Origin of the sequence: Mesorhizobium sp. B2-3-10 (assembly GCF_006442275.1) — a bacterium.
Lineage (GTDB): Bacteria > Pseudomonadota > Alphaproteobacteria > Rhizobiales > Rhizobiaceae > Mesorhizobium > Mesorhizobium australicum.
Map to the genome: position 1 here is coordinate 831,481 of NZ_VFVT01000001.1, position 23,989 is coordinate 855,469.

The 23,989-nt window shown below is 62.7% G+C and carries 27 protein-coding genes and 1 other RNA gene; 19 read left to right on the forward strand and 9 right to left on the reverse strand.

Features of this window, described 5'->3' with window-relative positions; translation table 11 throughout:
- Positions 1 to 179: 179 nt before the first annotated feature.
- The 10 genes from FJ943_RS04200 to FJ943_RS04245 all read left to right on the forward strand — a co-directional run bounded on the left by FJ943_RS04200 (position 180) and on the right by FJ943_RS04245 (position 11,469).
- On the forward strand, positions 180 to 1,082 hold the full coding sequence (locus FJ943_RS04200) for a branched-chain amino acid ABC transporter permease (RefSeq protein ID WP_015315217.1): 903 nt from the start codon (positions 180 to 182) through the stop codon (positions 1,080 to 1,082).
- Between the two features lie 4 nt (positions 1,083 to 1,086).
- Positions 1,087 to 2,682, forward strand: coding sequence for a high-affinity branched-chain amino acid ABC transporter permease LivM (gene livM, locus FJ943_RS04205; RefSeq protein ID WP_140719968.1), 1,596 nt, complete (start codon positions 1,087 to 1,089; stop codon positions 2,680 to 2,682).
- Positions 2,682 to 4,163, forward strand: coding sequence for an ABC transporter ATP-binding protein (locus FJ943_RS04210; protein WP_015315219.1), 1,482 nt, complete (start codon positions 2,682 to 2,684; stop codon positions 4,161 to 4,163). Before livM ends, FJ943_RS04210 begins: the two co-directional genes overlap by 1 nt.
- Entirely contained in the window at positions 4,163 to 4,891 is a 729-nt protein-coding gene (locus FJ943_RS04215) for an ABC transporter ATP-binding protein (protein ID WP_015315220.1), read from the forward strand. The genes FJ943_RS04210 and FJ943_RS04215 overlap by 1 nt, the downstream gene beginning before the upstream one ends.
- 16 nt (positions 4,892 to 4,907) lie before the next feature.
- The gene (locus FJ943_RS04220) at positions 4,908 to 5,255 is read left to right on the forward strand and encodes a DUF6867 family protein (protein ID WP_013892487.1); all 348 of its coding nucleotides are present in this window, start codon (positions 4,908 to 4,910) and stop codon (positions 5,253 to 5,255) included.
- Between the two features lie 137 nt (positions 5,256 to 5,392).
- Positions 5,393 to 6,511, forward strand: a complete 1,119-nt coding sequence (locus FJ943_RS04225; protein WP_015315221.1) for a branched-chain amino acid ABC transporter substrate-binding protein — start codon at positions 5,393 to 5,395, stop codon at positions 6,509 to 6,511.
- A gap of 289 nt (positions 6,512 to 6,800) precedes the next feature.
- A complete protein-coding gene (gene pyc / locus FJ943_RS04230) occupies positions 6,801 to 10,259 on the forward strand; it encodes a pyruvate carboxylase (protein WP_015315222.1) in 3,459 nt (1,152 codons plus the stop codon).
- A gap of 159 nt (positions 10,260 to 10,418) precedes the next feature.
- A complete protein-coding gene (locus tag FJ943_RS04235) occupies positions 10,419 to 10,679 on the forward strand; it encodes a DUF2312 domain-containing protein (RefSeq protein ID WP_015315223.1) in 261 nt (86 codons plus the stop codon).
- 49 nt (positions 10,680 to 10,728) lie between these two features.
- Positions 10,729 to 11,169 carry a hypothetical protein gene (locus FJ943_RS04240; RefSeq protein ID WP_140719970.1) on the forward strand — a complete coding sequence of 147 codons (441 nt, stop codon included), beginning with the start codon at positions 10,729 to 10,731 and terminating at the stop codon, positions 11,167 to 11,169.
- Positions 11,170 to 11,469, forward strand: a complete 300-nt coding sequence (locus FJ943_RS04245) for a hypothetical protein (protein ID WP_140616614.1) — start codon at positions 11,170 to 11,172, stop codon at positions 11,467 to 11,469.
- Positions 11,470 to 11,532: 63 nt separating this feature from the next.
- Here the strand turns inward: FJ943_RS04245 and msrB are convergent, their stop codons facing one another.
- The 4 genes from msrB to FJ943_RS04265 form a co-directional block, all read right to left on the reverse strand.
- Complete coding sequence (msrB, locus tag FJ943_RS04250) at positions 11,533 to 11,937, reverse strand: peptide-methionine (R)-S-oxide reductase MsrB (RefSeq protein ID WP_015315226.1); 405 nt, start codon at positions 11,935 to 11,937, stop codon at positions 11,533 to 11,535.
- A gap of 103 nt (positions 11,938 to 12,040) precedes the next feature.
- A complete protein-coding gene (locus FJ943_RS04255; RefSeq protein ID WP_140719972.1) occupies positions 12,041 to 13,231 on the reverse strand; it encodes a VWA domain-containing protein in 1,191 nt (396 codons plus the stop codon).
- 6 nt (positions 13,232 to 13,237) lie between these two features.
- Positions 13,238 to 13,684, reverse strand: coding sequence for a GNAT family N-acetyltransferase (locus tag FJ943_RS04260; protein WP_015315228.1), 447 nt, complete (start codon positions 13,682 to 13,684; stop codon positions 13,238 to 13,240).
- A gap of 83 nt (positions 13,685 to 13,767) precedes the next feature.
- Positions 13,768 to 14,607, reverse strand: coding sequence for a MoxR family ATPase (locus FJ943_RS04265; RefSeq protein WP_140719974.1), 840 nt, complete (start codon positions 14,605 to 14,607; stop codon positions 13,768 to 13,770).
- Positions 14,608 to 14,744: 137 nt separating this feature from the next.
- Between FJ943_RS04265 and ssrS the strand changes: the two genes are divergently transcribed.
- The 4 genes from ssrS (at position 14,745) to FJ943_RS04285 (ending at position 17,307) form a co-directional block, all read left to right on the forward strand.
- A non-coding RNA gene (gene ssrS / locus FJ943_RS04270) (6S RNA) lies at positions 14,745 to 14,900 on the forward strand.
- A 96-nt stretch (positions 14,901 to 14,996) separates the two neighbouring features.
- Positions 14,997 to 15,584: a 5-formyltetrahydrofolate cyclo-ligase gene (locus FJ943_RS04275; protein WP_041163649.1), complete on the forward strand. Its 588-nt coding sequence runs from the start codon at positions 14,997 to 14,999 to the stop codon at positions 15,582 to 15,584.
- A gap of 62 nt (positions 15,585 to 15,646) precedes the next feature.
- Entirely contained in the window at positions 15,647 to 16,471 is an 825-nt protein-coding gene (locus tag FJ943_RS04280) for a YmdB family metallophosphoesterase (RefSeq protein WP_015315231.1), read from the forward strand.
- 68 nt (positions 16,472 to 16,539) lie between these two features.
- Positions 16,540 to 17,307: a TerC family protein gene (locus tag FJ943_RS04285; RefSeq protein WP_015315232.1), complete on the forward strand. Its 768-nt coding sequence runs from the start codon at positions 16,540 to 16,542 to the stop codon at positions 17,305 to 17,307.
- 21 nt (positions 17,308 to 17,328) lie between these two features.
- Here the strand turns inward: FJ943_RS04285 and FJ943_RS04290 are convergent, their stop codons facing one another.
- Genes FJ943_RS04290 through FJ943_RS04300 form a run of 3 tightly spaced genes read right to left on the reverse strand, consistent with a single transcriptional unit; the run spans position 17,329 to position 18,682 of the window.
- Entirely contained in the window at positions 17,329 to 17,796 is a 468-nt protein-coding gene (locus FJ943_RS04290) for an SRPBCC family protein (protein ID WP_140662614.1), read from the reverse strand.
- Positions 17,797 to 17,820: 24 nt separating this feature from the next.
- Positions 17,821 to 18,183: a hypothetical protein gene (locus FJ943_RS04295; protein ID WP_140662616.1), complete on the reverse strand. Its 363-nt coding sequence runs from the start codon at positions 18,181 to 18,183 to the stop codon at positions 17,821 to 17,823.
- 16 nt (positions 18,184 to 18,199) lie between these two features.
- Positions 18,200 to 18,682: an SRPBCC domain-containing protein gene (locus FJ943_RS04300; RefSeq protein ID WP_140662618.1), complete on the reverse strand. Its 483-nt coding sequence runs from the start codon at positions 18,680 to 18,682 to the stop codon at positions 18,200 to 18,202.
- Between the two features lie 51 nt (positions 18,683 to 18,733).
- Between FJ943_RS04300 and FJ943_RS04305 the strand changes: the two genes are divergently transcribed.
- The 3 genes from FJ943_RS04305 to FJ943_RS04315 all read left to right on the forward strand — a co-directional run bounded on the left by FJ943_RS04305 (position 18,734) and on the right by FJ943_RS04315 (position 20,387).
- A complete protein-coding gene (locus FJ943_RS04305; protein ID WP_140719976.1) occupies positions 18,734 to 19,057 on the forward strand; it encodes a helix-turn-helix domain-containing protein in 324 nt (107 codons plus the stop codon).
- Between the two features lie 243 nt (positions 19,058 to 19,300).
- Positions 19,301 to 20,050 (forward strand): YebC/PmpR family DNA-binding transcriptional regulator, encoded by a 750-nt coding sequence (locus tag FJ943_RS04310; RefSeq protein WP_015315237.1) that lies wholly within the window; start codon positions 19,301 to 19,303, stop codon positions 20,048 to 20,050.
- A 16-nt stretch (positions 20,051 to 20,066) separates the two neighbouring features.
- Positions 20,067 to 20,387 carry a SelT/SelW/SelH family protein gene (locus FJ943_RS04315; RefSeq protein WP_015315238.1) on the forward strand — a complete coding sequence of 107 codons (321 nt, stop codon included), beginning with the start codon at positions 20,067 to 20,069 and terminating at the stop codon, positions 20,385 to 20,387.
- A gap of 30 nt (positions 20,388 to 20,417) precedes the next feature.
- Here the strand turns inward: FJ943_RS04315 and FJ943_RS04320 are convergent, their stop codons facing one another.
- The gene (locus FJ943_RS04320) at positions 20,418 to 20,894 is read right to left on the reverse strand and encodes a DUF1772 domain-containing protein (protein ID WP_015315239.1); all 477 of its coding nucleotides are present in this window, start codon (positions 20,892 to 20,894) and stop codon (positions 20,418 to 20,420) included.
- Positions 20,895 to 21,038: 144 nt separating this feature from the next.
- Here FJ943_RS04320 and FJ943_RS04325 point away from each other — a divergent pair, with 144 nt between their 5' ends.
- A complete protein-coding gene (locus tag FJ943_RS04325; RefSeq protein WP_140616624.1) occupies positions 21,039 to 21,668 on the forward strand; it encodes a TetR/AcrR family transcriptional regulator in 630 nt (209 codons plus the stop codon).
- 81 nt (positions 21,669 to 21,749) lie between these two features.
- Here FJ943_RS04325 and rpmE read toward each other — a convergent pair whose 3' ends face one another.
- On the reverse strand, positions 21,750 to 21,971 hold the full coding sequence (gene rpmE / locus FJ943_RS04330; protein ID WP_010912060.1) for a 50S ribosomal protein L31: 222 nt from the start codon (positions 21,969 to 21,971) through the stop codon (positions 21,750 to 21,752).
- 204 nt (positions 21,972 to 22,175) lie between these two features.
- Between rpmE and FJ943_RS04335 the strand changes: the two genes are divergently transcribed.
- A complete protein-coding gene (locus tag FJ943_RS04335; protein WP_140719978.1) occupies positions 22,176 to 23,975 on the forward strand; it encodes an ABC transporter transmembrane domain-containing protein in 1,800 nt (599 codons plus the stop codon).
- Positions 23,976 to 23,989 lie beyond the last annotated feature (14 nt).

Here is a 23,989-nt window from a genome sequence, read left to right on the forward strand (position 1 = left end):
GGGTCCGCGATAGTCCAGGGGCTGGGTGCGAAAAGCGGGCGATCGGGAAGACGTGACTTGCAAACACGCGGAGCGGTCAAAAAAATCACGTTGCAATCCGGGCTCGAAACTTTACGACTAGGGGAAATACGAAAAGGAATGCGTCTGCATGGGCGACATTCCAGGGGAGCCATGTACACATGCAGTACTTTGTCCAGCAGCTTATCAATGGGCTGACGCTGGGATCGATCTATGGGCTGATCGCGATCGGCTACACGATGGTCTACGGCATCATCGGCATGATCAATTTCGCCCATGGCGACATCTTCATGGTGGGCGCTTTCACGGCGCTGATCGTCTTCCTCATACTCGGCGCGCTGTTTTATTCGGTGCCCGTGGTCATCGCGCTGCTGGTCATGATGATCGTGGCGATGCTGCTCACCAGCCTCTACAATTGGACGATCGAGAAAGTGGCCTACCGGCCGCTGCGCGGTTCGTTCCGGCTGGCGCCGCTGATCACCGCCATCGGCATGTCGATCGCGCTGTCGAACTTCGTCCAGGTGACGCAAGGCCCGCGCAACAAGCCGATCCCGCCGATGGTCAGCCAAGTCTACAACATCAACGGCGTCAGCGTTTCGCTGAAGCAGATCATCATCGTCATCGTCACGGCTTTGCTGTTGGCGCTGTTCTGGTACCTGGTCAACAAGACCTCGCTTGGCCGGGCGCAACGCGCCTGCGAGCAGGACCGCAAGATGGCCGCACTGCTGGGCATCGACGTCGACCGCACCATCTCGATCACGTTCATCATGGGCGCCGCTCTTGCCGCTGTCGCCGGCACGCTGTTCCTGATGTACTACGGCGTCATCGCCTTCTCGGACGGCTTTACCCCCGGGGTCAAAGCATTCACGGCGGCGGTTCTTGGCGGCATCGGCTCATTGCCAGGTGCGGTGCTGGGCGGCCTCCTGATCGGCTTCATCGAGAGCATGTGGTCGGCCTATTTCTCGATCGACTACAAGGACGTCGCCGCGTTCTCGATCCTGGCAATCGTGCTGATCTTCCTGCCTTCCGGCATATTGGGCCGGCCAGAAGTCGAAAAGGTCTGAGACCATGGCCGTGACCGTATCTCCAGAGCGCGACACCGTCGCCAGCCCCATGCAGCGCGCGCTGCGCGAGGGCTTCTATGCCGGCGCCATCTCGCTTGGCCTGTTCGTGCTGTTCATCGGCCTCAAGACAGACCAGAACATCTCCAATGAACTGGTCCTGGTGAAGCGCTGGGGCCTCTTGGCCGCCGTGGTGATCGCCACGGCTATCGGCCGTTTCCTTTATATCGCCTATGGTCAACCCTTCATGGCCAACCAGAAGATCGCCGATGTCGCCACCGGCCTGTTGCCGGCCAGTGCGGCGTCGCGCTTCTTCCTGTTGCCGGCGTTTGTCGTGGCGATCATCGCGGTGGTGCTGCTGTTCGTGTTCAACGGCTCGCTTCCCGGATGGATAGGAGCAGAGGCGGCCGGCTATCTGCAGTTCCTGCGCGCGCTCGCAATCATCTATGCGCTGGCCTGCGTGATCTACTACTACCGCGGCTTCATCCACGCCAACTTCACCAAGCTCGGCATTGCCGCGCTGGTGCTCTATCCGATCCTTGTCATCGTCGTGCTGTCGCTGATGTCGTGGTCGGTCGCCACCGGATTGCAGGGCTCGCTGAAATGGGTCGACAATTTCGGCATCCAGATCCTGATCTACGTGATGCTGGCCTGGGGGCTGAACATCGTCGTCGGCCTCGCCGGCCTGCTCGATCTGGGCTACGTCGCCTTCTACGCCGTCGGGGCCTACGCCTATGCGCTGCTTGGCACAACCTACGGCCTGTCGTTCTGGATCCTGCTTCCGGCGGCCGGCGCCATGGCCGCGTTCTGGGGCGTGCTGCTCGGCTTTCCGGTGCTGCGCCTGCGCGGCGATTACCTGGCGATCGTCACCCTTGCCTTCGGGGAGATCATCCGCCTGGTGCTGATCAACTGGCGCGATGTGACCAACGGTTCGGCCGGTATCTCCGGCATTCCGAAAGTCACCTTTTTCGGCCTGATGACCTTCAACGTCTCGGACCCCAACTACATCGCCAAGGTCCTGCACCTCGCGACCTCGAGCGCCTACTACAAGATCTTCCTCTATTACCTGATCCTGGCGCTTTGCATGCTCACCGCCTTCGTCACCATCAGGCTGAGGCGCATGCCCGTCGGGCGTGCCTGGGAAGCGCTGCGCGAGGACGAGATCGCCTGCCGCTCGCTCGGCATCAACACCACCACGACCAAGCTGACGGCGTTTGCCACCGGTGCCATGTTCGGCGGTTTTGCCGGGGCATTCTTCGCCGCGCGGCAAGGCTTCGTCAGCCCGGAATCCTTCGTCTTCCTGGAATCGGCCATCATCCTTGCCATTGTCGTCCTTGGCGGCATGGGGTCGCTGGTCGGCATCGCCGTCGCCGCGATGGTAATGATCGGCGGCACCGAGGCACTGCGCGAACTCGACTTCCTCAAACAGGTCTTCGGGCAAGATTTCACCCCCGAACTCTACCGCATGCTTCTGTTCGGCATGGCCATGGTCATCGTCATGCTGTGGAAGCCGCGGGGCTTTGTCGGCAGTCGTGAACCGACAGCCTTCCTCAAGGAGCGAAGGGCTGTCTCAAGCTCCTTCACCAAGGAGGGTCACGGCTGATGAATGCGAACGCACAAATGAACGACGCCATCCTGCAGGTCGATCATCTGTCGATGAAGTTCGGCGGCCTGGTCGCCATCGGCGACCTGTCCTTCACCGCCAGGCGCGGCGAAATCACCGCGCTGATCGGCCCCAACGGCGCCGGCAAGACCACCGTGTTCAATTGCATCACCGGCTTCTACAAGCCGTCGGAAGGCATGATCACGCTCAACCGGGCCGACGGCTCCAGTTACCTGCTGGAACGGCTGCCCAACCATGAGATCCCGGCGCGCGCCAAGGTGGCGCGCACCTTCCAGAACATCCGCCTGTTCTCGGGCATGACGCTGCTGGAGAACCTGCTCGTCGCCCAGCACAACAAGCTGATGAAGGCGTCCGGGTATACGATCCTGGGCCTGTTCGGCTTCAGCGGCTACCGCAAGGCCTCGGCCGAATCGGTGGAGCTTGCCAAGCACTGGCTGGAAAAGGCCGATCTCGTTGATCGCGCCGACGATCCGGCCGGCGACTTGCCCTACGGCGCACAGCGGCGGCTCGAGATCGCGCGCGCCATGTGCACCGGTCCCGAGCTTCTGTGCCTCGACGAACCGGCGGCCGGTCTCAATCCGAAGGAATCGGCGGCTCTCAACGAACTGCTGATGGGGATCAAGCACACGACAGGCACCTCGATCCTCCTGATCGAGCACGACATGTCGGTGGTCATGCAGATCTCCGACCATGTCGTGGTGCTGGAATATGGCCGCAAGATCTCCGACGGCAATCCGCAGTCGGTGCGCACCGACCCGCGCGTCATCGCTGCCTATCTTGGCGTCGACGACGAGGAGGTCGAGACCGTACTTACCGAAGTCGGCGACGAGGACGTCATCGAACAGCTCGACATCGGCCCCGATTCCGCGCATGGCCCGGGGACATCGTCATCGTATCTGGCCGGGCCGGTGAGCGACACCGTCGGCCATAGCCAAGGCGAACGCGTAACCGTGTCGAAAGGCGCCTCGAAGGCAGCGCAGGTCGATGCCCGCGGCGCCAGCGTGGCAAGCAGGCCTGTTGCCCCGACACCGGCGCCGGCCAAGCCCGCCGCGAAGAAAGCGGCACCAAGGAAAACGGCGGCCAAGGCGCCCGCCGCGAAGGCCGAAGGCGTTTCGAACCGCCTCGCTGCCCCCCGTGGCGGCAAGGCCGACAATCTGACCCGCATCAAGGGCATCGGCACGGTCAACGAGAAGAAGCTCAACGAACACGGCATCTTCCACTTCGACCAGATCGGCGCCTGGAAGAAGGCAGATGTCGAGGCGGTCGAGGCCTACCTGGCCTTTGACGGACGCATCGCGCGCGAGGAGTGGGTCAAGCAGGCCAAGCTGCTCGGCCAAGGCAAGGATACGGAATTCTCGCGCCGCGTCGATGCAGGCAAGGTGGCGACCAGTCATGTGTCCGGCAAAGCCAAGGCGAGCACAGCCAAGCCCGTTCAGGGCAAGCGTGGAGGGGGCAAGTGATGGCCACGACAACGCTGCTCGATATCAAGGGCGTGGAGACCTACTACGGCAATATCCGTGCGCTGAACGGCGTCAATGTCAGCGTCAAGCAGGGTGAGATCGTGGCGCTGATCGGCGCCAACGGCGCCGGCAAGTCGACGCTGATGATGACCATCTTCGGGGCTCCACGCGCCCGCACGGGCACCATCACCTTCAACGGGACCGATATCACCCAGTTGCCGACACACGAAATCGCGCGCATGCGTATTGCCCAGTCGCCCGAGGGCCGGCGCATCTTTCCGCGCATGACGGTGATGGAAAACCTGCAGATGGGCGCCAGCCTCGACAACCTCAAATATTATGGCGAGGACGTCGAGAAGGTGTTCACGCTGTTCCCCAGGCTGAAGGAGCGCATCGCCCAGCGTGGCGGTACGCTGTCGGGCGGCGAACAGCAGATGCTGTCGATCGGACGCGCACTGATGGCGCGGCCGAAACTGCTTCTGCTCGACGAGCCGTCGCTGGGCCTGGCGCCGCTGATCGTCAAGCAGATCTTCGATGCCATCCGCGAGTTGAACCGCACCCAAGGGCTGACCGTGTTCCTGGTCGAGCAGAACGCGTTCGGCGCGCTCAAGCTTGCCACGCGCGGCTATGTCATGGTCAACGGCAATGTGACGATGAGCGGCACCGGCAAGGAGCTGCTCGCCAATCCGGAAGTGCGCGCCGCCTATCTCGAAGGCGGACATCACTGAGTTCAGGAGACTTCCCATGCAAGGCATTCTCTACGAGGAACCGTCGATCTGGCAGTTCTTCTTCGTCACCTGCCTGCTCGGCGGATGGGCGGCATGGATGACCGGCAAGGCCAGTGCCCAGACATGGCGCAGCTTCATCCAGCTGTTTGCCTATCTGCTCGGGCTCGGCATTGGAATCCGCTTCATCCATCACGCGCTGTTCGACGGCACGATGTTCTCGCTGCATTACTATATCGTTGACACCATCGTGCTGATGATACTGGGCTTCGTCGGCTATCAATACACACGAACCAACCAGATGGTCACACAGTATAATTGGCTCTACGAAAGAGCTTCAATCTTGAGCTGGAAACCGAAAGGTTGACGTTCATCATTAACGCCGCGTCAGGGATGAATCGGCGTGACAAGTGCCTGAAAATCGGCAAACTATGCTTTCTGCGATAAGGGTGGGCATCGCATGAAAGCTTCATCCACGCCCACTCCGTTAATGGGAGCGTTTAAATGAAAAAGTCACTTTTGTCCGCCGTGGCCCTGACCGCGCTCGTCGCGTTCGGCGGCAACGCGTGGGCTGATGTAATGTTCGCCGTCGCCGGGCCGATCACCGGTCCGAACGCGGCCTTCGGCGCACAGCTGCAGAAGGGCGCCGAAGCGGCGGTCGCCGAGATCAATGCCAAGGGCGGCATCAATGGCGAGCAGATCAAGCTCGAAGTCGGCGACGATGTCTCCGATCCGAAGCAGGGCATCTCGGTCGCCAACAAGTTCGTCGGCGACGGCGTCAAGTTCGTGATCGGCCACTTCAACTCGGGCGTGTCGATCCCGGCCTCCGAAGTGTACGCCGAAAACAACATCGTCGAAATCACGCCGGCCGCAACCAACCCGAAGTTTACCGAGCGCGGCTTGTGGAATGTGTTCCGTACCTGCGGACGCGACGACCAGCAGGGCAGCATCGCTGGCGCCTATATCGCCGCGAACTTCAAGGATGCCAAAGTCGCCGTGATCCATGACAAGACCCCTTATGGCCAGGGCCTCGCGGACGAAACCAAGAAGGCGATGAACGCCGCCGGCATCAAGGAAGTGATGTATGAAGGCGTCAATGTCGGCGACAAGGACTTCTCGGCGCTGATCGCCAAGATGAAGGAAGCCGGCGTCACCCTGATCTACTGGGGTGGCCTGCATACCGAAGCCGGTCTGATCATCCGTCAATCGGCGGACCAGGGCCTCAAGGCCCCGATGATGTCGGGTGACGGCATCGTGACGGACGAACTCGCCGCCATCGCGGGCGACGCTGTCGCCGGCACCCTCAACACGTTCGGCCCCGACCCGCGCCTGATCCCAGCCAATAAGGAACTCGTCGAGAAGTTCCGCGCGCAGGGTTTCGAGCCGGAAGCCTACACGCTCTACGCCTATGCCGCCGTGCAGGTGGTGGCCGAGGCGGCCGCTGCCGCCAAGACGAACGATCCGCAGGCGGTCGCCAAGGCGATGCATGAAAGCGGACCGTTCCCGACCGTTCTGGGCGATCTCGCCTATGACGCCAAGGGCGATCCGAAGCTGCCGGGCTACATCATGTACGAATGGAAGAAGAAGGACGACGGGAAGTATTCCTGGTTCCCGAAGTCGTAATTCATTCGGATCCGAAACCAATGATGCCCGGCGCCTCGCGCCGGGCATTTTCTTTTGATGCGCGGCGGCAGCGGGGTTACGTCACGGCGAGCCTTCCTTAACCAGGAAGATCGCATCCAGGATCGAAATTGTCGCCATTGTTCCGTCCGTTCGAACCGATGCATGCGAGTGTTGGCCGGACAATCGATCTAAATCGGTTTAAATCAGCATCGATTTTGTTTGCACTGCAGCATTTTCGCGCTAATCATTGCCCCGATTTCCCGTTCCTTCCGCTGCTGGAGCCCAGTCCTTGGCCATCACGAAGATCCTCGTCGCCAACCGGTCAGAAATCGCCATCCGCGTCTTTCGCGCGGCCAACGAACTGGGCCTCAAAACCGTGGCGATCTGGGCCGAGGAAGACAAATACTCGCTGCACCGCTTCAAGGCCGACGAGAGCTACCAGGTCGGGCGCGGCCCGCATCTCGGCAAGGACATGGGTCCGATCGAGAGCTATCTGTCGATCGAGGAGGTGATCCGCGTCGCCAGACTTTCAGGCGCCGATGCCATCCACCCCGGCTACGGGCTGCTGTCGGAAAGCCCCGAATTCGCCGAAGCCTGCGCTCAAGCAGGCATCACCTTCATCGGCCCGAAACCCGACACGATGCGCCGGCTGGGCAACAAGGTCGCCGCGCGCAATCTAGCCATCGAGGTCGGGGTGCCCGTGGTGCCGGCGACCGATCCGTTGCCGGACGACATGGAGGCGGTCAAGGAACTCGCCAAGACGGTCGGTTATCCGGTCATGCTGAAAGCCTCGTGGGGTGGCGGTGGCCGCGGCATGCGCGCCATCCGCTCCGAGGCCGACCTCGCCCGCGAGGTCATGGAAGGCAAGCGCGAGGCGAAGGCCGCCTTCGGCAAGGACGAGGTCTATCTCGAAAAGCTGATCGAGCGCGCCCGCCACGTCGAGGTGCAGGTGCTTGGCGACACGCACGGCAATGCAGTCCACCTGTTCGAGCGCGACTGCTCGATCCAGCGCCGCAACCAAAAGGTCGTCGAGCGCGCGCCGGCGCCCTATCTTAGCGAGGACCTGCGCCAGGAGCTTTGCGGCTACGCGCTGAAGATCGCGCGCGAGACCAGCTATATCGGCGCTGGCACCGTCGAATTCCTGCAGGACGCGGATACCGGCAAGTTCTACTTCATCGAGGTCAATCCGCGCATCCAGGTCGAGCACACCGTCACCGAAATGGTGACCGGCATCGACATTGTGAAGGCGCAGATCCACATCCTCGACGGTTTCGCCATCGGCACGCCGGAATCGGGTGTGCCGGCGCAGAGGGATATCCGGCTGAACGGCCATGCCTTGCAGTGCCGCATCACCACGGAAGATCCCGAACACAATTTCATTCCGGACTACGGCCGCATCACCGCCTATCGCGGCGCCACCGGCTTCGGCATCCGCCTCGATGGCGGCACGGCCTATTCCGGCGCGGTCATCACCCGCTTCTACGATCCGCTGCTGGAGAAGGTCACGGCGTGGGCGCCGACGCCGGCCGAGACGATCGCCCGCATGAACCGCGCTCTGCGCGAGTTCCGCATCCGCGGCGTCGCCACCAACCTCACCTTCCTCGAAGCGATCATCAATCACCCGAGCTTCGCCGACAATTCCTATACGACCAGGTTCATCGACACGACGCCGGAGCTGTTCCAGCAGGTCAAGCGCCAGGACCGCGCCACCAAGCTGCTCAACTACCTGGCCGACGTCAGCGTCAACGGCCATCCCGAGACGCGCGGCCGGCCGACGCCAAAGGCCGACGCGGCGCCGCCCGTGGTGCCCTATCTCAACGGCAATGTGCCGAGCGGCAGCAAGCAGAAGCTCGACGTGCTCGGGCCGGAAAAGTTCGCCGCCTGGATGCGCGAGCAAAAGGAGGTGCTGGTCACCGACACGACGATGCGCGACGGCCACCAGTCGCTGCTCGCCACCCGTGTGCGCACGCATGACATTGCCGGCATCGCCGGCACCTATGCGCGTGCCTTGCCGCAGTTGCTGTCGCTCGAATGCTGGGGTGGGGCCACTTTCGACGTCGCCATGCGCTTCCTCACCGAGGATCCATGGGAGCGGCTGTCGCTGGTGCGGGAAGCCGCCCCCAACCTGTTGCTGCAGATGCTGCTGCGCGGCGCCAACGGCGTCGGCTATACCAATTATCCCGACAATGTCGTGCAGCATTTCGTCAAGCAGGCGGCGTCGGGCGGCGTCGACCTGTTCCGCGTCTTCGACTGCCTGAACTGGGTCGAGAACATGCGCGTTGCCATGGACGCGGTCGGCGCCGAGGGCAAGCTGATCGAAGCGGCGATGTGCTATACCGGCGACATCCTCGATCCGGCGAGGGCCAAGTACGACCTGAAATACTATGTCGGGCTCGCCAGGGAATTGCAGGCCGCCGGCGCCCATATCATCGCCGTCAAGGACATGGCCGGCCTGTTGAAGCCGAGTGCTGCCCGCGTGCTGTTCAAGGCGCTGCGCGAGGCGACCGACCTGCCGATCCATTTTCACACCCACGACACATCGGGTCTGTCGGCGGCAACCGTGCTGGCGGCCGTGGAAAGCGGTGTCGACGCCATCGACGCGGCGATGGACGCCTTCTCCGGCAACACCTCGCAGCCGTGCCTGGGTTCAATCGTCGAAGCGCTGAAAGGCACCGAGCGCGATCCAGGCCTCGACCCGCAATGGATCCGAAAGATCTCGTTCTACTGGGAAGCCGTTCGCAATCAGTACGCTGCTTTTGAGAGCGACCTGAAAGGCCCGGCTTCCGAGGTCTATCTGCACGAAATGCCGGGGGGGCAGTTCACCAATTTGAAGGAACAGGCGCGTTCGCTGGGGCTGGAGACACGCTGGCACGAGGTGGCGCAGACCTATCACGACGTCAACCTGATGTTCGGCGACATCGTCAAGGTGACGCCGTCCTCTAAGGTCGTGGGCGACATGGCGCTGATGATGGTGAGCCAGGACCTGACCGTTGCCGATGTCGAGAACCCGGCCCGCGACATCGCCTTCCCGGACTCGGTGGTTTCGATGCTGCGCGGCGATCTTGGCCAATCCCCTGGCGGCTGGCCGCAGGCGTTGCAGAAGAAGGCACTCAAGGGCGACAAGCCGATCACGGCGCGGCCCGGCTCATTGCTCAAGCCGGCCGACCTCGAGAAGAGCCGCAAGGAGATCGAGGACAAGCTCGAGCGCAAGCTGTCGGAATACGAGTTCGCCTCGTGGCTGATGTATCCGAAGGTGTTTTCCGACTTCGTCGCCGCGCAGGAGACCTACGGCCCGGTCAGCGTTCTGCCGACGCCGACCTATTTCTACGGCATGAAATCGGAAGACGAGATTTTCGTCGATATCGAAAGGGGCAAGACCTTGGTCGTGCGTTGCCAGGCGTTCGGCGATGTCGACGACAAGGGCATGGTCACGGTGTTCTTCGAGCTCAACGGCCAGCCGCGGCGCGTGAAGGTGCCCGATCGCGCGCATGGCGCGTCGGCGGCCAAGGCGCGTCGCAAGGCGGAGCCCGGCAACGAGGCGCATGTCGGGGCGCCGATGCCGGGTGTGGTCTCCGCACTTTCGGTCGCCGCCGGCCAGGCGGTCAAGGCCGGTGACGTGCTGCTCTCCATCGAAGCGATGAAGATGGAGACGGCGCTGCACGCCGAGCGCGACGGGACGGTCGCCGAGGTGCTGGTGAAGGCCGGCGACCAGATCGATGCGAAGGATCTCCTGATCGCCTTCAACTGAGAGCTCGCAAGGAACGGGCAGGCTGTCGGCTCATGACGGCAGGCCTTGGCGAGCTGTTCGATAACGGCTTGACCCGCCGGCTCCGGTCGGGCATCGAACCGCTGAAATTCGTCGCGGCACGTTCCCCGAGTCGCGGCGCGGAACCGATTTGGAGAAAACATGGCCGACGATATCACCGAGACCAGCCAGACTGTTGCCGCCGGCCAGCTGCGTGCCTTGATCGAGCGCATCGAGCGGCTCGAGGAAGAAAAGAAGACGATCTCCGACGACATCAAGGAAGTCTTCGCCGAAGCCAAGGGCACCGGCTTCGACACCAAGGCAATCCGCACCATCATCCGTCTGCGCAAGAAGGACCAGGCCGAGCGCCAGGAGGAGGACGCCATCCTCGATCTGTACATGGCCGCCCTCGGCATGGTGTAAGACTAACCGGCCGGTGCCCGACGCGGTTGCCGGTGATACGGTTCGAACCATGAGCGAATTCGACTTCGGCGGCCGCCGCGCCTCGGAATTCCGCCATCGCGGCTTCTGGTTGCTGTTTGCCGAACGGCATCCGGAAGAAAGAGCCCGGCTGGCGCGGCGCGGGCCCTGGTTCTGGCAGCGCGGACTGCCCGATTTCGCTCTGGTGCTTTCCATGTATGTCGCGCCGGCGCAGAACCATGTCGGTGTCTTCTTCGGCCGCAACGAGAAGTTCGGCGCCACGCAAAGCTGGTCGCGGCTGAAGCCGTTCCGACCAGCGATCGAAGACAGGCTGAAGCTCAGGCCGGAACAAAGCTGCGAAGGCCTTGGCATCAATTCGATGTGGCGCGTCAACTGCTTTGCCGAGGACAACTGGCCTGCCATGACCGACTGGCTGGTGACGGAATGCTCGCGGGTCGAGTGCGCCGTGACCGAAGTGCTGAGGCAGGGGTAAGTGATCGCGGATTTCTTCCGCTCGCGTTGGCTTGGCGAGGTGCCGATCGACCGGCTGTTCTGGCGCGACATGATGCTTGTCGGAACCGCGATCAATATTGCGTCGTCTGCCGGGGCGCTGATCTTGCTTGGGCTGAAGATGCCGCTCGGCCTTGTCCTTGCGGTGCATTTCGCACCGGTGCCCTACAGCATCTTCCTGGCTTTGGCGGTCTGGCGCACGGCTGAGAAGGCCGGTGGTGCCAGGGCTTCCCTCTTCATGCTGGGATCAGCGCTCTGGCTGATCGCCACGATCGTCGTCTGACGAAGCTGCCCGCACGAAAAAGGCGGCCGGAGCCGCCCTTGGCAAGCATTCACGACGCGTTGTTCAGCCGGCCGGCTCGAATTTCAGCGCCACGCCATTGATGCAGTAGCGCAGGCCGGTCGGCGGCGGGCCGTCCTCGAAGACATGGCCGAGATGGCTGCCGCAACGGGCGCAATGGCATTCGGTGCGGACCATGCCGTAGCTGCGGTCGACGGTGTTCTCGACCGAGCCCGGCACGGGATCGTTGAAGCTCGGCCAGCCGGTGCCGCTCTCGAATTTCAGCGTGGATTGGAACAGCGGTTGGTCGCAGCCGACGCAGGAAAAAGTACCGGCACGCTTCTCGTACAGCAGGGCACAGCTTCCCGGCCGCTCGGTGCCATGGTTGCGCATGACGGCGTATTGCTCCGGCGTCAGCCGGGCGCGCCATTCGGCGTCGGTGCGGGTGACGGGGTAGGTGTGGGTGTCCATTTGATCTCCTCAGCCTTGGCGGCTCGTTCTTGGTTGCAACCGGATATTCGCAACAAGATAGGGGTTTGTTACAGACCTGCCCAGTCCGACCGCTCCGGATATCTCAATGTTTGCGCGACAATTGCCTCGTGGCGCCCTCCAGTCCGGCCAGTGTCAACGGGAACATGCGGCCGCCGAAGATGTCACGGATTATCGCGATCGAATGAGTAAAGCCCCAGTTCTTCTCGTTCTCGGGGTTAAGCCACACCGCGTTCGGCCATTGCCGCAGCAGCCGGCCGAGCCAGACGGCTCCGGCCTCGGGGTTCCAGTGTTCCACCGAGCCGCCTGGGTGGGCGATCTCGTATGGGCTCATCGAGGCATCACCGACGACGATGACCTTGTAGTCGGGGCCATATTTGTGGATGAGATCGAAGGTCGAGATCGTCTCGGCATGGCGGCGGCGATTGTCCTTCCACACGCCTTCGTAGAGGCAGTTGTGGAAATAGAAATATTCGAGCTGGCGGAATTCGGCGCGGGCGGCGGAAAACAGCTCCTCGACGCTCTTGATATGATCGTCCATCGAGCCGCCGACATCGAAGAACATCAGGAGCTTCACCGCATTGCGGCGCTCGGGCCGTGTCTGGACGTCGAGATAGCCGTGCTCGGCGGTGGCGTGGATGGTACCGGGCAGGTCGAATTCTTCCTCGGCGCCCTCGCGCACCCAGCGGCGCAGGCGCTTCAGCGCGATCTTGATGTTGCGGGTGCCGAGTTCGACCGCATCGTCGAGATTCCGGAACTCGCGCTTGTCCCAGACTTTCACCGCGCGACGGTTGCGGCTTTCGTTCTGGCCGATGCGCACGCCTTCGGGGTTGTAGCCATAGGCGCCGAAGGGAGAGGTGCCGCCGGTGCCGATCCATTTCGAACCGCCCTGGTGGCGGCCCTTCTGTTCCTCGAGCCGCTGCTTTAGCGTCTCCATCAGCCTGTCGAAACCGCCCAGCGCCTCGACCAGCTTTTTCTCTTCCTCGGTCAGGTGCTTTTCGGCGAGCCGGCGCAGCCATTCCTCGGGAATATTGGCGACGTCGACCGCATCCGGCCCGCCCAGTGCCTCGACGCCCTTGAAGACATGCGCGAAGACCTGGTCGAAGCGGTCGATATGGCGTTCGTCCTTCACCAAAGCGGCACGGGCGAGATAATAAAAACCCTCGACGTCGTAATCGACCAGCCCGGCGGCCAGCCCCTCCAGCAGAGAGAGGTATTCCCTGAGCGAGACGGGAACGCGCGCTGCCTTCAGCTCGAGGAAGAAGGGGATGAACATGGCCGGTTACAGCAAATCATACTCGATAAAGCCCGTCCTGCGCGCGACATGGTCGTAGAGCTTGCGGGCGGTGGCATTGGTTTCGTGCGTCATCCAGTAGACGTTCTTCACGCCGATTTTGCCGGCCTCCTGCTTCACCGCCTCGATGAGGGCCGCGCCGATGCCCTTTCCGCGCACATCCGGGTCGGCGAACAGATCCTGCAGGTAGCAGTTGTTTTTCTCCGACCAGCCGGAGCGATGGTAGAGATAATGGGTGAGGCCGACGGCCTTGCCGCCCGATGTGGCGATAAAACCCTTCGGCTCGAACTCGCCTTCGGTGAATAACCGTTTCCAGGTGATGGCATAGACCTCTTCCGGCAGCTTGGTTTCGTAGAAGGTCAGATAATCGGTCCACAGGCGGTGCCAGTCGGCGTGGTCGGATTGCGCGAGCGGGCGGACAACGATCTCAGACATTTTATCTCCTCCGAAGGGTTCTGGCCGAAGCTGACCTTCTCTTCGGCCCGCGGCAACGGTCCACAGCCGGGGAAAGCGCTGCCCTATTGCTGTCTTCTCGCCATGAATGCCAGCCGCTCGAACAGATGCACGTCCTGCTCGTTCTTCAACAGGGCGCCATGCAGTTTAGGCAATGCGTTCTTGGGGTCGGCGCGCAAATCCTCCGGCGCGATGTCGTCGGCGACCAGCAGGCGGATCCAGTCGAGCGCCTCGGAGGTCGATGGCTTCTTCTTCAAGCCTGGCACGTCGCGAATTTCATAGAACTGGGTGAGGGCCGCGCGCACCAGGTTCTGCTTGATGCCAGGATAGTGCACGTCAACGATTCTGTGCAGCGTGTCGACGTCGGGAAAGCGGATGTAGTGGAAGAAGCAGCGGCGCAGGAAAGCGTCCGGCAACTCCTTCTCGTTGTTGGAGGTGATGATGACGATCGGGCGAACGGCGGCGCGGATGGTCTCGCCGGTCTCGTAGACGAAGAACTCCATCCGATCGAGTTCCTGCAGCAGGTCGTTGGGGAATTCGATGTCGGCCTTGTCGATCTCGTCGATCAGAAGCACGACCTTCTTGTCGGCCGCGAATGCCTCCCAAAGCTTGCCTCGCTTGATGTAGTTCTTGATGTCGTTGAACCTGACATCGCCGAGCTGGCTGTCGCGCAGCCGTGACACCGCATCGTATTCGTAGAGGCCTTGCTGCGCCCGCGTCGTCGATTTGACGTGCCACTCGATCAGGTCGAGGCCGAGTGCCGCCGCCACCTGGCGGGCGAGTTCCGTCTTGCCGGTGCCGGGCTCGCCCTTGACCAGCAAGGGCCGCTCCAGCGCGATCGCCGCGTTGACCGCCACCATCAGATCCTTGTCGGCGACATAGGCCGCCGTGCCTTCGAAACGCATTTTTGCTCCTTGGTTGGTCGTCGCGACCGTAAGGACGCCGCCGCGGCTGTGCAAGGGTGCGGTGCGGATGGCGAATAAAGCCACCGAGACTGCCTGCGTCACTGGCGCTTGAGCCACCAGCGGCCTATATTGGGCAGGACGGTCTGTGCTTCCCGGCAGGAGAACATTTTCCCCGGGGCCTTAACGATCCTTAGGGAGCTGTCCCTGGGAAGACCCGTGGGTTTTCTCACACGGCGCCCACCTACTTTGTAGGTTCCCGGGATCGCTCTCTCCACCGGTTGTGTGGATCGTCACTTGTCGCAACGTGTCCACGCATCTTGGTGGATGATGCGGTGGAAAACGTCGCACTTGAGACCCCGCACAGCTCTGACCTTTTCTACCTTGGCCGCATGACCTCTCCCAAAGACTTGAAAAAAAAGCTGCGTCTCGAGGCACTCGCCCGCCGCGACGGTCTCGATGCATTCTGGCGGGTGGAGGCTGCGCTCGAAATGGCGGAGACGGCGCGCGACCATCTGGAGATCGGGCCCGGTCAGATCGTCTCCGGTTTCTGGCCGATGCGCTCGGAGGTCGATGTCAGGCCGCTGATGTTCGCCTTGCGAGAGAAGGGCGCACGGCTCTGCCTGCCTGCCATTCTCGACAAGACCACCATCGTCTTTCGCGAACTGGTTCGCGGCGCGCCGATGGTCGACATGGGCTTTGGCACGGTCGGGCCGCATGCTGAGGCCGAAGTTCTCGATCCTTCGGTCGTGCTGGTGCCGCTCGCCGCCTTCGACGCGCGCGGTCACCGCATCGGATATGGCGCCGGCTATTACGACCGGGCGATCGCGAAGCTCGTCGACAAGGGGCTCGCGCCCCGGCTGATCGGCATCGCCTTCGACTGCCAAGAAGTTTCGCAAGTTCCAGACGAGCCCCATGACGTCGTCATCCCGGAAATACTCACCGAGAGCGGGTTGCGCCGCTTTGCGCCAAAATTGTAGATAGTTCTTTGAAACGCATGATCTTTGCCGAAAAGTCATGCAACTTTTCGGGATCAGCATAGATGCGACTTCTTTTCCTCGGGGACATGGTCGGCAAGACGGGCCGCACCGCGGTATGGGAACAACTGCCTGGCCTGATCTCCGACTTCAAGCTCGATTTCGTCATCGTCAACGGCGAGAACGCGGCCGGCGGCTTCGGCATCACCGAAGAGATCTTGCGTGAGACGATCGCGGCGGGCTGCGATGTCGTGACCACCGGCAACCATGTTTGGGACCAGCGCGACGCTCTGGCCTTCGCGCCGCGCGAGCAGCGGTTCCTGCGGCCTTCCAATTTCCCCAAAGGCACGCCCGGGCGCGGCTCGGGTGTCTACATCGCCAAAAACGGCGCGCGCGTGCTGGTCGCCAACATTATGGGCCGGGTGTTCATGCACCCGGAACTCGACGATCCCTTCCAGGCCGGCGAACGCGAGCTTGCCGCCTGTCCGCTCGGCGAGCAGGCGGATGCGGTGGTGATCGACTTCCACGCCGAGGCAACCTCGGAAAAAATGTGCTTCGCGCATTTTGTCGATGGCCGCGCCAGTCTCGTCGTCGGCACTCACACGCACCAGCCCACCGCCGACCACCAGATCCTCAATGGCGGCACCGGGTACCTGTCGGATGCCGGCATGTGCGGTGACTATGATTCCTCGCTCGGCATGGACAAGGAAGAACCGCTCAACCGGTTCCTGTCGAAAGTGCCGAAAGGGCGTTTCGAGGCAGCGACGGGACCGGCGACGTTGTGCGGCGTCGGCGTCGATATTTCCGACCGCACGGGGCTGACCGAGAAGATCGCGCCGTTTCGTCGCGGGCCAAGGCTGGAAGAAACGGCTCCGTCCTTCTGGGCGTGACATTGATATAGGGGGTCGCAGTACCTAATTGCCGGCGACACTGCTCTAGATCGTAGGGGACGACCTCCATGCAGCTTATCGAATTCCTGGCGCCGCATTTTCAATTCGTTTCCGACCCGACCGCCTGGGTCGCGCTGCTGACGCTGGTGGTGCTCGAGATCGTGCTCGGCATCGACAACCTGATCTTCATCTCGATCCTCACCAACAAGCTGCCCGTGGAGCAGAGAGCTCGCGCGCGGCGTCTTGGCATCTCGGCGGCGCTGGTCATGCGCCTGGTGCTGCTCGCCACCATTTCCATCATCGTCCAACTGACGACGCCGGTCTTCACGGCGTTCGGCCACGGCTTCTCCTGGCGCGACCTGATTCTGATCGCCGGCGGTCTGTTCCTGGTGTGGAAGGCGACCAAGGAGATCCACCACACGGTCGATCCCGACGACCATCAGGACACGATGCTGGGCGAAACGCTCAAGATCTCGCTTGCCGGCGCGATCTTCCAGATCCTGCTGCTCGACCTCGTCTTCTCCATCGATTCCATCATCACCGCCGTCGGCATGACCGACGAGATCGCCATCATGTATATCGCGGTCATCGCGGCCGTGACCGTGATGATGCTGGCGGCCGGACCGCTGGCGGACTTCATCGCCAAGAACCCCAGCATCGTCATGCTGGCGCTGGGCTTCCTGCTGATGATCGGCATGACGCTGATCGCCGACGGCATGGGCTATCATGTGCCCAAGGGCTACATCTATGCGGCGATGGGTTTTTCGGCGCTGGTCGAGGGGCTCAACATGCTGGCGCGGCGGCGCAAGAAAGCGAAAACCGGCGACGGCCACTGATACTGGTCGGCCGGGGCGAGCCTAGTGCCCCGGAACACCCTTCGGATGGCGGTCACCCATCAAGCCGAGCGTCAGGCCCTGTTCCAGCCAGGCCTTGGCGCCGGCGAGCACAAGCGCAAAGCCGTCGGTTGAGCCGACCGCTTGTTTCACCTGCTCGTCGCCATTGCCGGCAAAGCCGAAATTGTGGACCTCGAGGAATGTCGCTTCGCCAGGCATTTCGGTGAAGGTCCAGACCACCGTGGTCGGCGGATCGCTCCACGTCATGACGATCTTCTTGTCCCTGACGATCTCGCTGACCTCGACTGTCGTCGAGACCCCATACATGCGCCACTCCCACTGAACCGGTTTGCCGCCATCAAGCCGGCCGCTGCCATGGGTGAACCAGAATTTGGTCGTGATCGCCGGATCGACGACGGCTTCGAAAACCTCAGCGACCGGCCGCCGGATCAGCATGGCGGCTTCGGCTGTCGGTGTCTCACGGATTTCCATGGCGATCTCCTTTCGAATACGCCCTCACCAGGCGTCGGGTTCGCGCACCATATGGATGATGTTGGCCGGATTGGTGATCCAACCACCTCGGAAACCCGCGTCCAAGGGCTCGACGGCATCGCAACGCACAATTCCCGCCTTGGCCAGATGATCCGCGGCGTCCGGAAAATCCCGCGTGAAAAGCTCCAGCCAGATCTCGGCCTGGCTCATCGTCGGCGCCTCGTCGATCCAAAGCCTGTTGGGACCGAACTCGAAACCGATGGCCGGCGCCTTGGCTGTGAACGGCTTGAGGCCGACGACATCGCGGTAGAAGGCGATCGTCGCTTCGTACTGGTGCGATGGCACCTTCATGGCGATGTTGATGCCGCCGGTGATCTTCGCGGTCATGACTGGGCTCCGTTTTTCAAATGTTGTTTTCGCTGGCGGGTTCGCCCTTCATCTCGCTGCGGTAATAGCCGTCGCGCAGATTGATGCCGTATTCGACATAGGCCTTCATGCAGGCCAGCATCTGCGACCAGCCCTCGCAATTCAGGTAGGACTTCTTCAGGCCGACCGCGCCTTCCTGCCAGCCGCTCTCGGCGATGGTGACGAAGGTGCCGCCATCGTCGAGCGGCTCGAAATTCATCTCGATGCGGGTTTTGTAGGCGAGCTTGCCGACGGCGTCGGTGGCATCCCAGCGCAGCACGATGCGGCTGTCCTTGACCACTTCGTCGACCTCGACCGGCACCTTGCCCCACCAGACGACAGCCGAACCGGCCACCAATGGCGCGCTCGCACCGCCGATGGTGGTGAAATAGCCGCTCAGCTTCTTCGGGTTGACGACCGCGTCGAAGACTTCGGCGACCGGTTTGCCGATGCGCCCTGCAACGCTGAATCCAAGAGACATATCCACAGCTCCTTGCTTGAATGAGCCGACGATGTGTTATAGAAACATAACATGTCAAGCCGATCGCAGGACGACAATGTTTTCAAGGCGCTGGCGCATCCGCGCCGGCGCGAAATGCTGGATCGGTTGAAAGACGAGCCAAAGACCACCGGCATGCTGTGCGAAGCCTTTCCCGATATCGACCGCTGCACGGTCATGCTGCATCTCAAGGTGCTGGAGGAGGCGGACCTGATCGTCGCGCGCCGCGACGGACGCGAGCGCTGGAACCATCTCAATGCGTTGCCAATCAAGCAGATACACGACCGCTGGATCAGCCAGTATGCCGGCCATGCGCTCAGCATCATCGGCCGGCTGAAGTCCGATCTGGAAGGGTAGGACTCCGATCTCTAAGGGTAGGACAAAGGCCGGGCAAAGCCTGCTTGCCGGGCCGCCGCATGCCGAGTGCCCGGCAACGCGGCGCGGCTGGACGAATTGAGCCGATTTATCTATAAGCCGGCCATTCCGACACAGGGCGCCGTACGTTCACCCGGACGCTCTGAAATTGAATTCGAGCCTTTTGCAAAGGCGAGATGACGCATCTCGCGGCAAGACGCTCTAGCCGAACACGACAGGGGTGCCATGGCTGGCCATTCACAGTTCAAGAACATCATGCACCGCAAGGGCCGTCAGGACGCGGTGCGGTCGAAAATGTTTTCCAAGCTGGCGCGCGAAATCACCGTCGCCGCCAAGAGCGGAACGCCGGACCCATCGATGAACCCGCGCCTGCGCCTGGCGATCCAGAACGCCAAGGCGGTGTCGATGCCCAAGGACAACATCCAGCGCGCCATCAACAAGGCCTCGATGGGCGACGCCGAAAACTACGAAGCGGTGCGCTACGAAGGGTATGGGCCTGGTGGCGTCGCCGTGATCGTCGAGGCGCTGACCGACAACCGCAACCGTTCGGCGTCCAATGTGCGCGCCGCCTTCACCAAGGCCGGCGGCGCGCTCGGCGAAACCGGATCGGTGTCGTTCATGTGGGACCGCGCCGGCGAAATCTACTATCCGGCCTCGGCCGGCAGCGCCGACAAGATCATGGATGCGGCGATCGAAGCCGGCGCCGACGATGTCGAATCGGACGAGGAAGGCCACACGATCTATTGCTCCTTCGAGACTCTCGGCGAGGTGTCCAAGGCGCTTGAAACCTCGCTCGGCGAGGCCGAATCGGTCAAGGCGATCTGGAAGCCGCAGAACAATGTCCCCGTCGACGAAGAGCGGGCGCAATCGCTGATGAAGCTGGTTGCCACGCTCGAGGATGATGACGACGTGCAAAGCGTCTACGCCAACTTCGAAGTCGACGACGAGACGATGGCGAAGCTCAGCGCGGCGTGAGCGAAGGTCGTCCGATATGAGCAAAGCTCAGTTGCCGGCCATCCGCATTACCTACTGCACGCAATGCCAGTGGCTGTTGCGTGCCGGCTGGATGGCGCAGGAGCTGCTGTCCACCTTCGGTACCGATCTCGGCGAGGTGACGCTGGTGCCGGGCACCGGCGGCATCTTCACCATCTCCTGTAACGATGTGCTGGTCTGGGACCGCAAGCGCGACGGCGGCTTCCCTGACGCGGCCAAACTCAAGCAGCTGGTCCGCGACGTGATCGATCCGGATCGGGATCTCGGTCACGCCGACCGCAAAGGCCACAAGGGTGACACGCAGAAAGACCTCGCCTGAGCGGAGTTTTTTGCGTCTCGTTAGACCTCTTCAGAGCAATGCGAAGATAAAGCACGCCATCGCCACGATGGCGGTGACGGTGCGGACGTGGTTCCACATCACCCATTGGCTCAGATGGTTCGCCCACACGGCAGCGCCGTTGCTGCTGGCCGGGTCGACGGCGGCGAGAGCATCGTTGAGCGGCACGTTGAAGACCATGGTCACGATAGGGTTGCCGACCAGATAGATCACCGCGCCGGCCAGTAACCAGTACGAGCCGGACTGGCTCCAGCCCAAGAGAGCGGCGGCAATGAGAACGAGGCAGATGAGGCCGGTGCCAAACAGCGCTGTCATGAAGGTCGGGGTGATCACCGTGACATTGATCGAATTCATCGCGGCGATGCCCGCTGGGACGGGCAGCCGGGCAAGGGCCGCCATGACGAAGTTGGAAAAGGCGAAGAATACGCCACCGACGACGCCCGCGCCGATCGCGGCAATGAAGGTGAGGGTTGGAAGAAGCTTGATCATCTCAGTTGCTCCAGACGCCGGTTGCGGCGGTTTGCTCTCTAAAATGTGAGCATACCTCACATTTGCAAAACGTGATAAACCCTCGTATTTTGTAAGTCAAGTCGTTCCCGGCGATTTTGCCGGGCGCGTTTGTTGGAGACGGTCATGGAAGGCACGCAAACCAATGAGCGGATCGGTTCGCCGCGCCGGGCGCCAAGCCAGCAGCGCAGCCGCGAGCGGGTCGAGCGCATGCTGGCCGCCGCCTCGGCGCTGATTGCCGAACAAGGCAGCGACGCAATGCGCATGGGCGAGGTGGCGGAGCGGGCTGGGGTGTCGATCGGCTCGCTCTACCAGTTCTTTCCGGACAAGAGGGCGATCGTCTGGGCGCTGGCCGAACGCTACACAGCGGAAAGCCAGGCTTGTATCTCGGCGGCACTCAGGGATGTCAGCGACGCCAAAGGCCTGCGGCAGGCTTTCTCGGAGCTGGTCGATATTTACTACGAGCTGTTCCTGGCCGAGCCGGTGATGCGCGACATCTGGTCGGGCACGCAGGCCGACAAGGCGCTGCGCCAGCTCGAACTCGCCGACAGCCGCGCGAACGCGGAATTTCTGATCGCGGTACTCAAGCGCCTGCGGCCCGATGCCGATCCGGTGGCGCTCGACACGACGGCATTCTTGGTGTGGCAGATGGGCGAGGCGGCCATGCGGCTGGCGATCTCGGTCGACAGGCAGGAGGGCGACAGGCTGGTCGCGGCCTACAAGCGCATGGCACTCAGGGAATTGCTGGCCGAATAGGGCCGAAGACCCAGCCTTCGGCCAAGCAACAAAAAACCCGCCACAAGGGCGGGCTCTTGATCCGCGAAAAAGCTCTTCGCCTTAGAGGCCGAAACCTTCGAAACGCTTCTTGAACTTCGACAGGCGGCCGCCGCGGTCGAGCAGGGTCTGCTGGCCGCCGGTCCAGGCCGGGTGGGTGGTCGGGTCGATATCGAGGTTCATCGTATCGCCTTCCTTGCCCCAGGTCGAACGGGTCGTGTATTCGGTGCCGTCGGTCATGACGACCTTGATGGTGTGGTAGTCGGGATGGATTGCGCTCTTCATGGCTCTGTTCCTGGCTTGCCGGCGCGGCGGACGGGCATAAGCCTGCGTCGATGCGCCTCTTTTTAAAACTCGAAGCCGCAGCTATTGAGGAGCCACGGCTTCTAAAACGGTCGGCGTGCCTATACATCAGCCGGAATTGAATCACAAGGCCGCGGCAAGCGCATATTGAGGCGCATAGGCTGAAGTGGCTAGAGGAACACCGAGATGGCGCAATCAAGCAGCGCAGACGAGCGCCGACGCTCGCTCAAGCCGCTCAGGCGCCTGTTTCCGTATATCGCCGGATATCGCACGCTGGTCATCGGCGCCCTTATTTCACTGGCCATCGCCGCGGCAACGACATTGGCACTGCCGCTGGCCGTCCGGCGCATGATCGACCACGGTTTCTCGTCGGCCAGCACCACCTTCATCGCTGAATATTTCGGCGCCCTCGTGGCGATGGCCGCCGTGCTGGCCGCGGCGTCGGCCGGCCGTTACTATTTCGTCATCACGCTCGGCGAGCGCGTCGTCGCCGACATCAGGCGCGATGTCTTTGCCCATGTGACGACGCTGTCGCCTGCCTTCTTCGACACCGCCCAATCGGGGGAAATCGTGTCACGGCTCGCCGCCGACACCACGCAGGTCAAGTCGGCGGTAGGCGCCACCGCTTCGGTGGCGCTGCGCAATGTCATCCTCGGCCTCGGCGCGGTGGGCATGATGGTCGTCACCAGCCCGAAACTCTCCGGCCTGGTCATCGGGGCGATCCCCGTGATCGTGCTGCCGCTGGTCGCCTTCGGCCGCTCGGTGCGGCGCAAGTCAAGGCAGGCCCAGGACACGCTTGCCGACGCGACGGCCTATGCCAGCGAGCAGATCGGCGCGGTGCGCACGCTGCAGGCCTTCACCAATGAGAGACTGGTCACCGGACGATTCTCGGGCGCGGTGGAAGCGGCCTTCGAGGCAGCGCGCGCTTCGATCTTCGCGCGCTCCTTCCTCACCTTCTTTGCCATCTTCACCATTTTCTCCTCGGTCGTGGCGGTGCTGTGGTTCGGCTCGCGCGACGTGCTCGACGGCACGATATCGCCTGGCACGCTTGGCCAATTCCTCCTTTATTCGGTGTTCGCCGCCGGCGCGCTCGGCGCGCTGTCGGAAGTCTGGGGCGAACTCGCGCAAGCCGCCGGCGCCGCCGAACGGCTGACCGAGATCCTGGCCGAGACGCCGGCAATCCAGGCGCCGGCCGATCCGAAGCCGCTGCCGGCGGTTGCCAAGGGCGCGATCGTCTTCGAGAATGTGTCCTTCTCCTATCCGGCGAGGCCCGATCGTGCCGCCGTCCACGACCTGAGTTTTCAAGTCATGCCCGGTGAGACGGTGGCCATCGTCGGTCCCTCGGGTGCCGGCAAGAGCACGGTGTTCTCGCTGATCCTGCGCTTCTACGATCCGGAAACCGGCAAGATCCTGATCGACGGCGTCGATGTGCGCGAGGCCGATCCCGTCGTGGTCAGGCAGCGCATCGCCATCGTGCCGCAGGACGTCACCATCTTCGCGGCGAGCGCGCGCGACAATATCGGCTTCGGCCGGCCAGGCGCCAGCGAGGCCGAGATCGAGGCCGCGGCCAAGGACGCACTGGCCGACGAGTTTATCCTCAGGCTCGAGAACGGCTATGACAGCCAGGTCGGCGAGCGTGGCGTGACGCTGTCCGGCGGCCAGCGCCAGCGTGTGGCGATTGCACGTGCCATCCTGCGCGACGCGCCGATCCTGCTGCTCGACGAGGCCACCTCGGCCCTCGACGCCGAAAGCGAGACGCTGGTGCAGACCGCGCTCGAGCGGCTGATGCGGGGGCGCACCACCATCGTCATCGCCCACCGGCTGGCGACGGTGCTGAAGGCCAACAGGATCCTGGTCATGGATGGCGGCCGCATCGTCGAGGAAGGCACGCATCAGAGCCTGGTCGCCAAGGGCGGCATCTATGCCAGGCTCGCCAAGCTGCAGTTCGAGACCGGCGCCAGCGCCTTCAGGGGCGCGGCGGAGTAGTAGGTTCAGTTCGC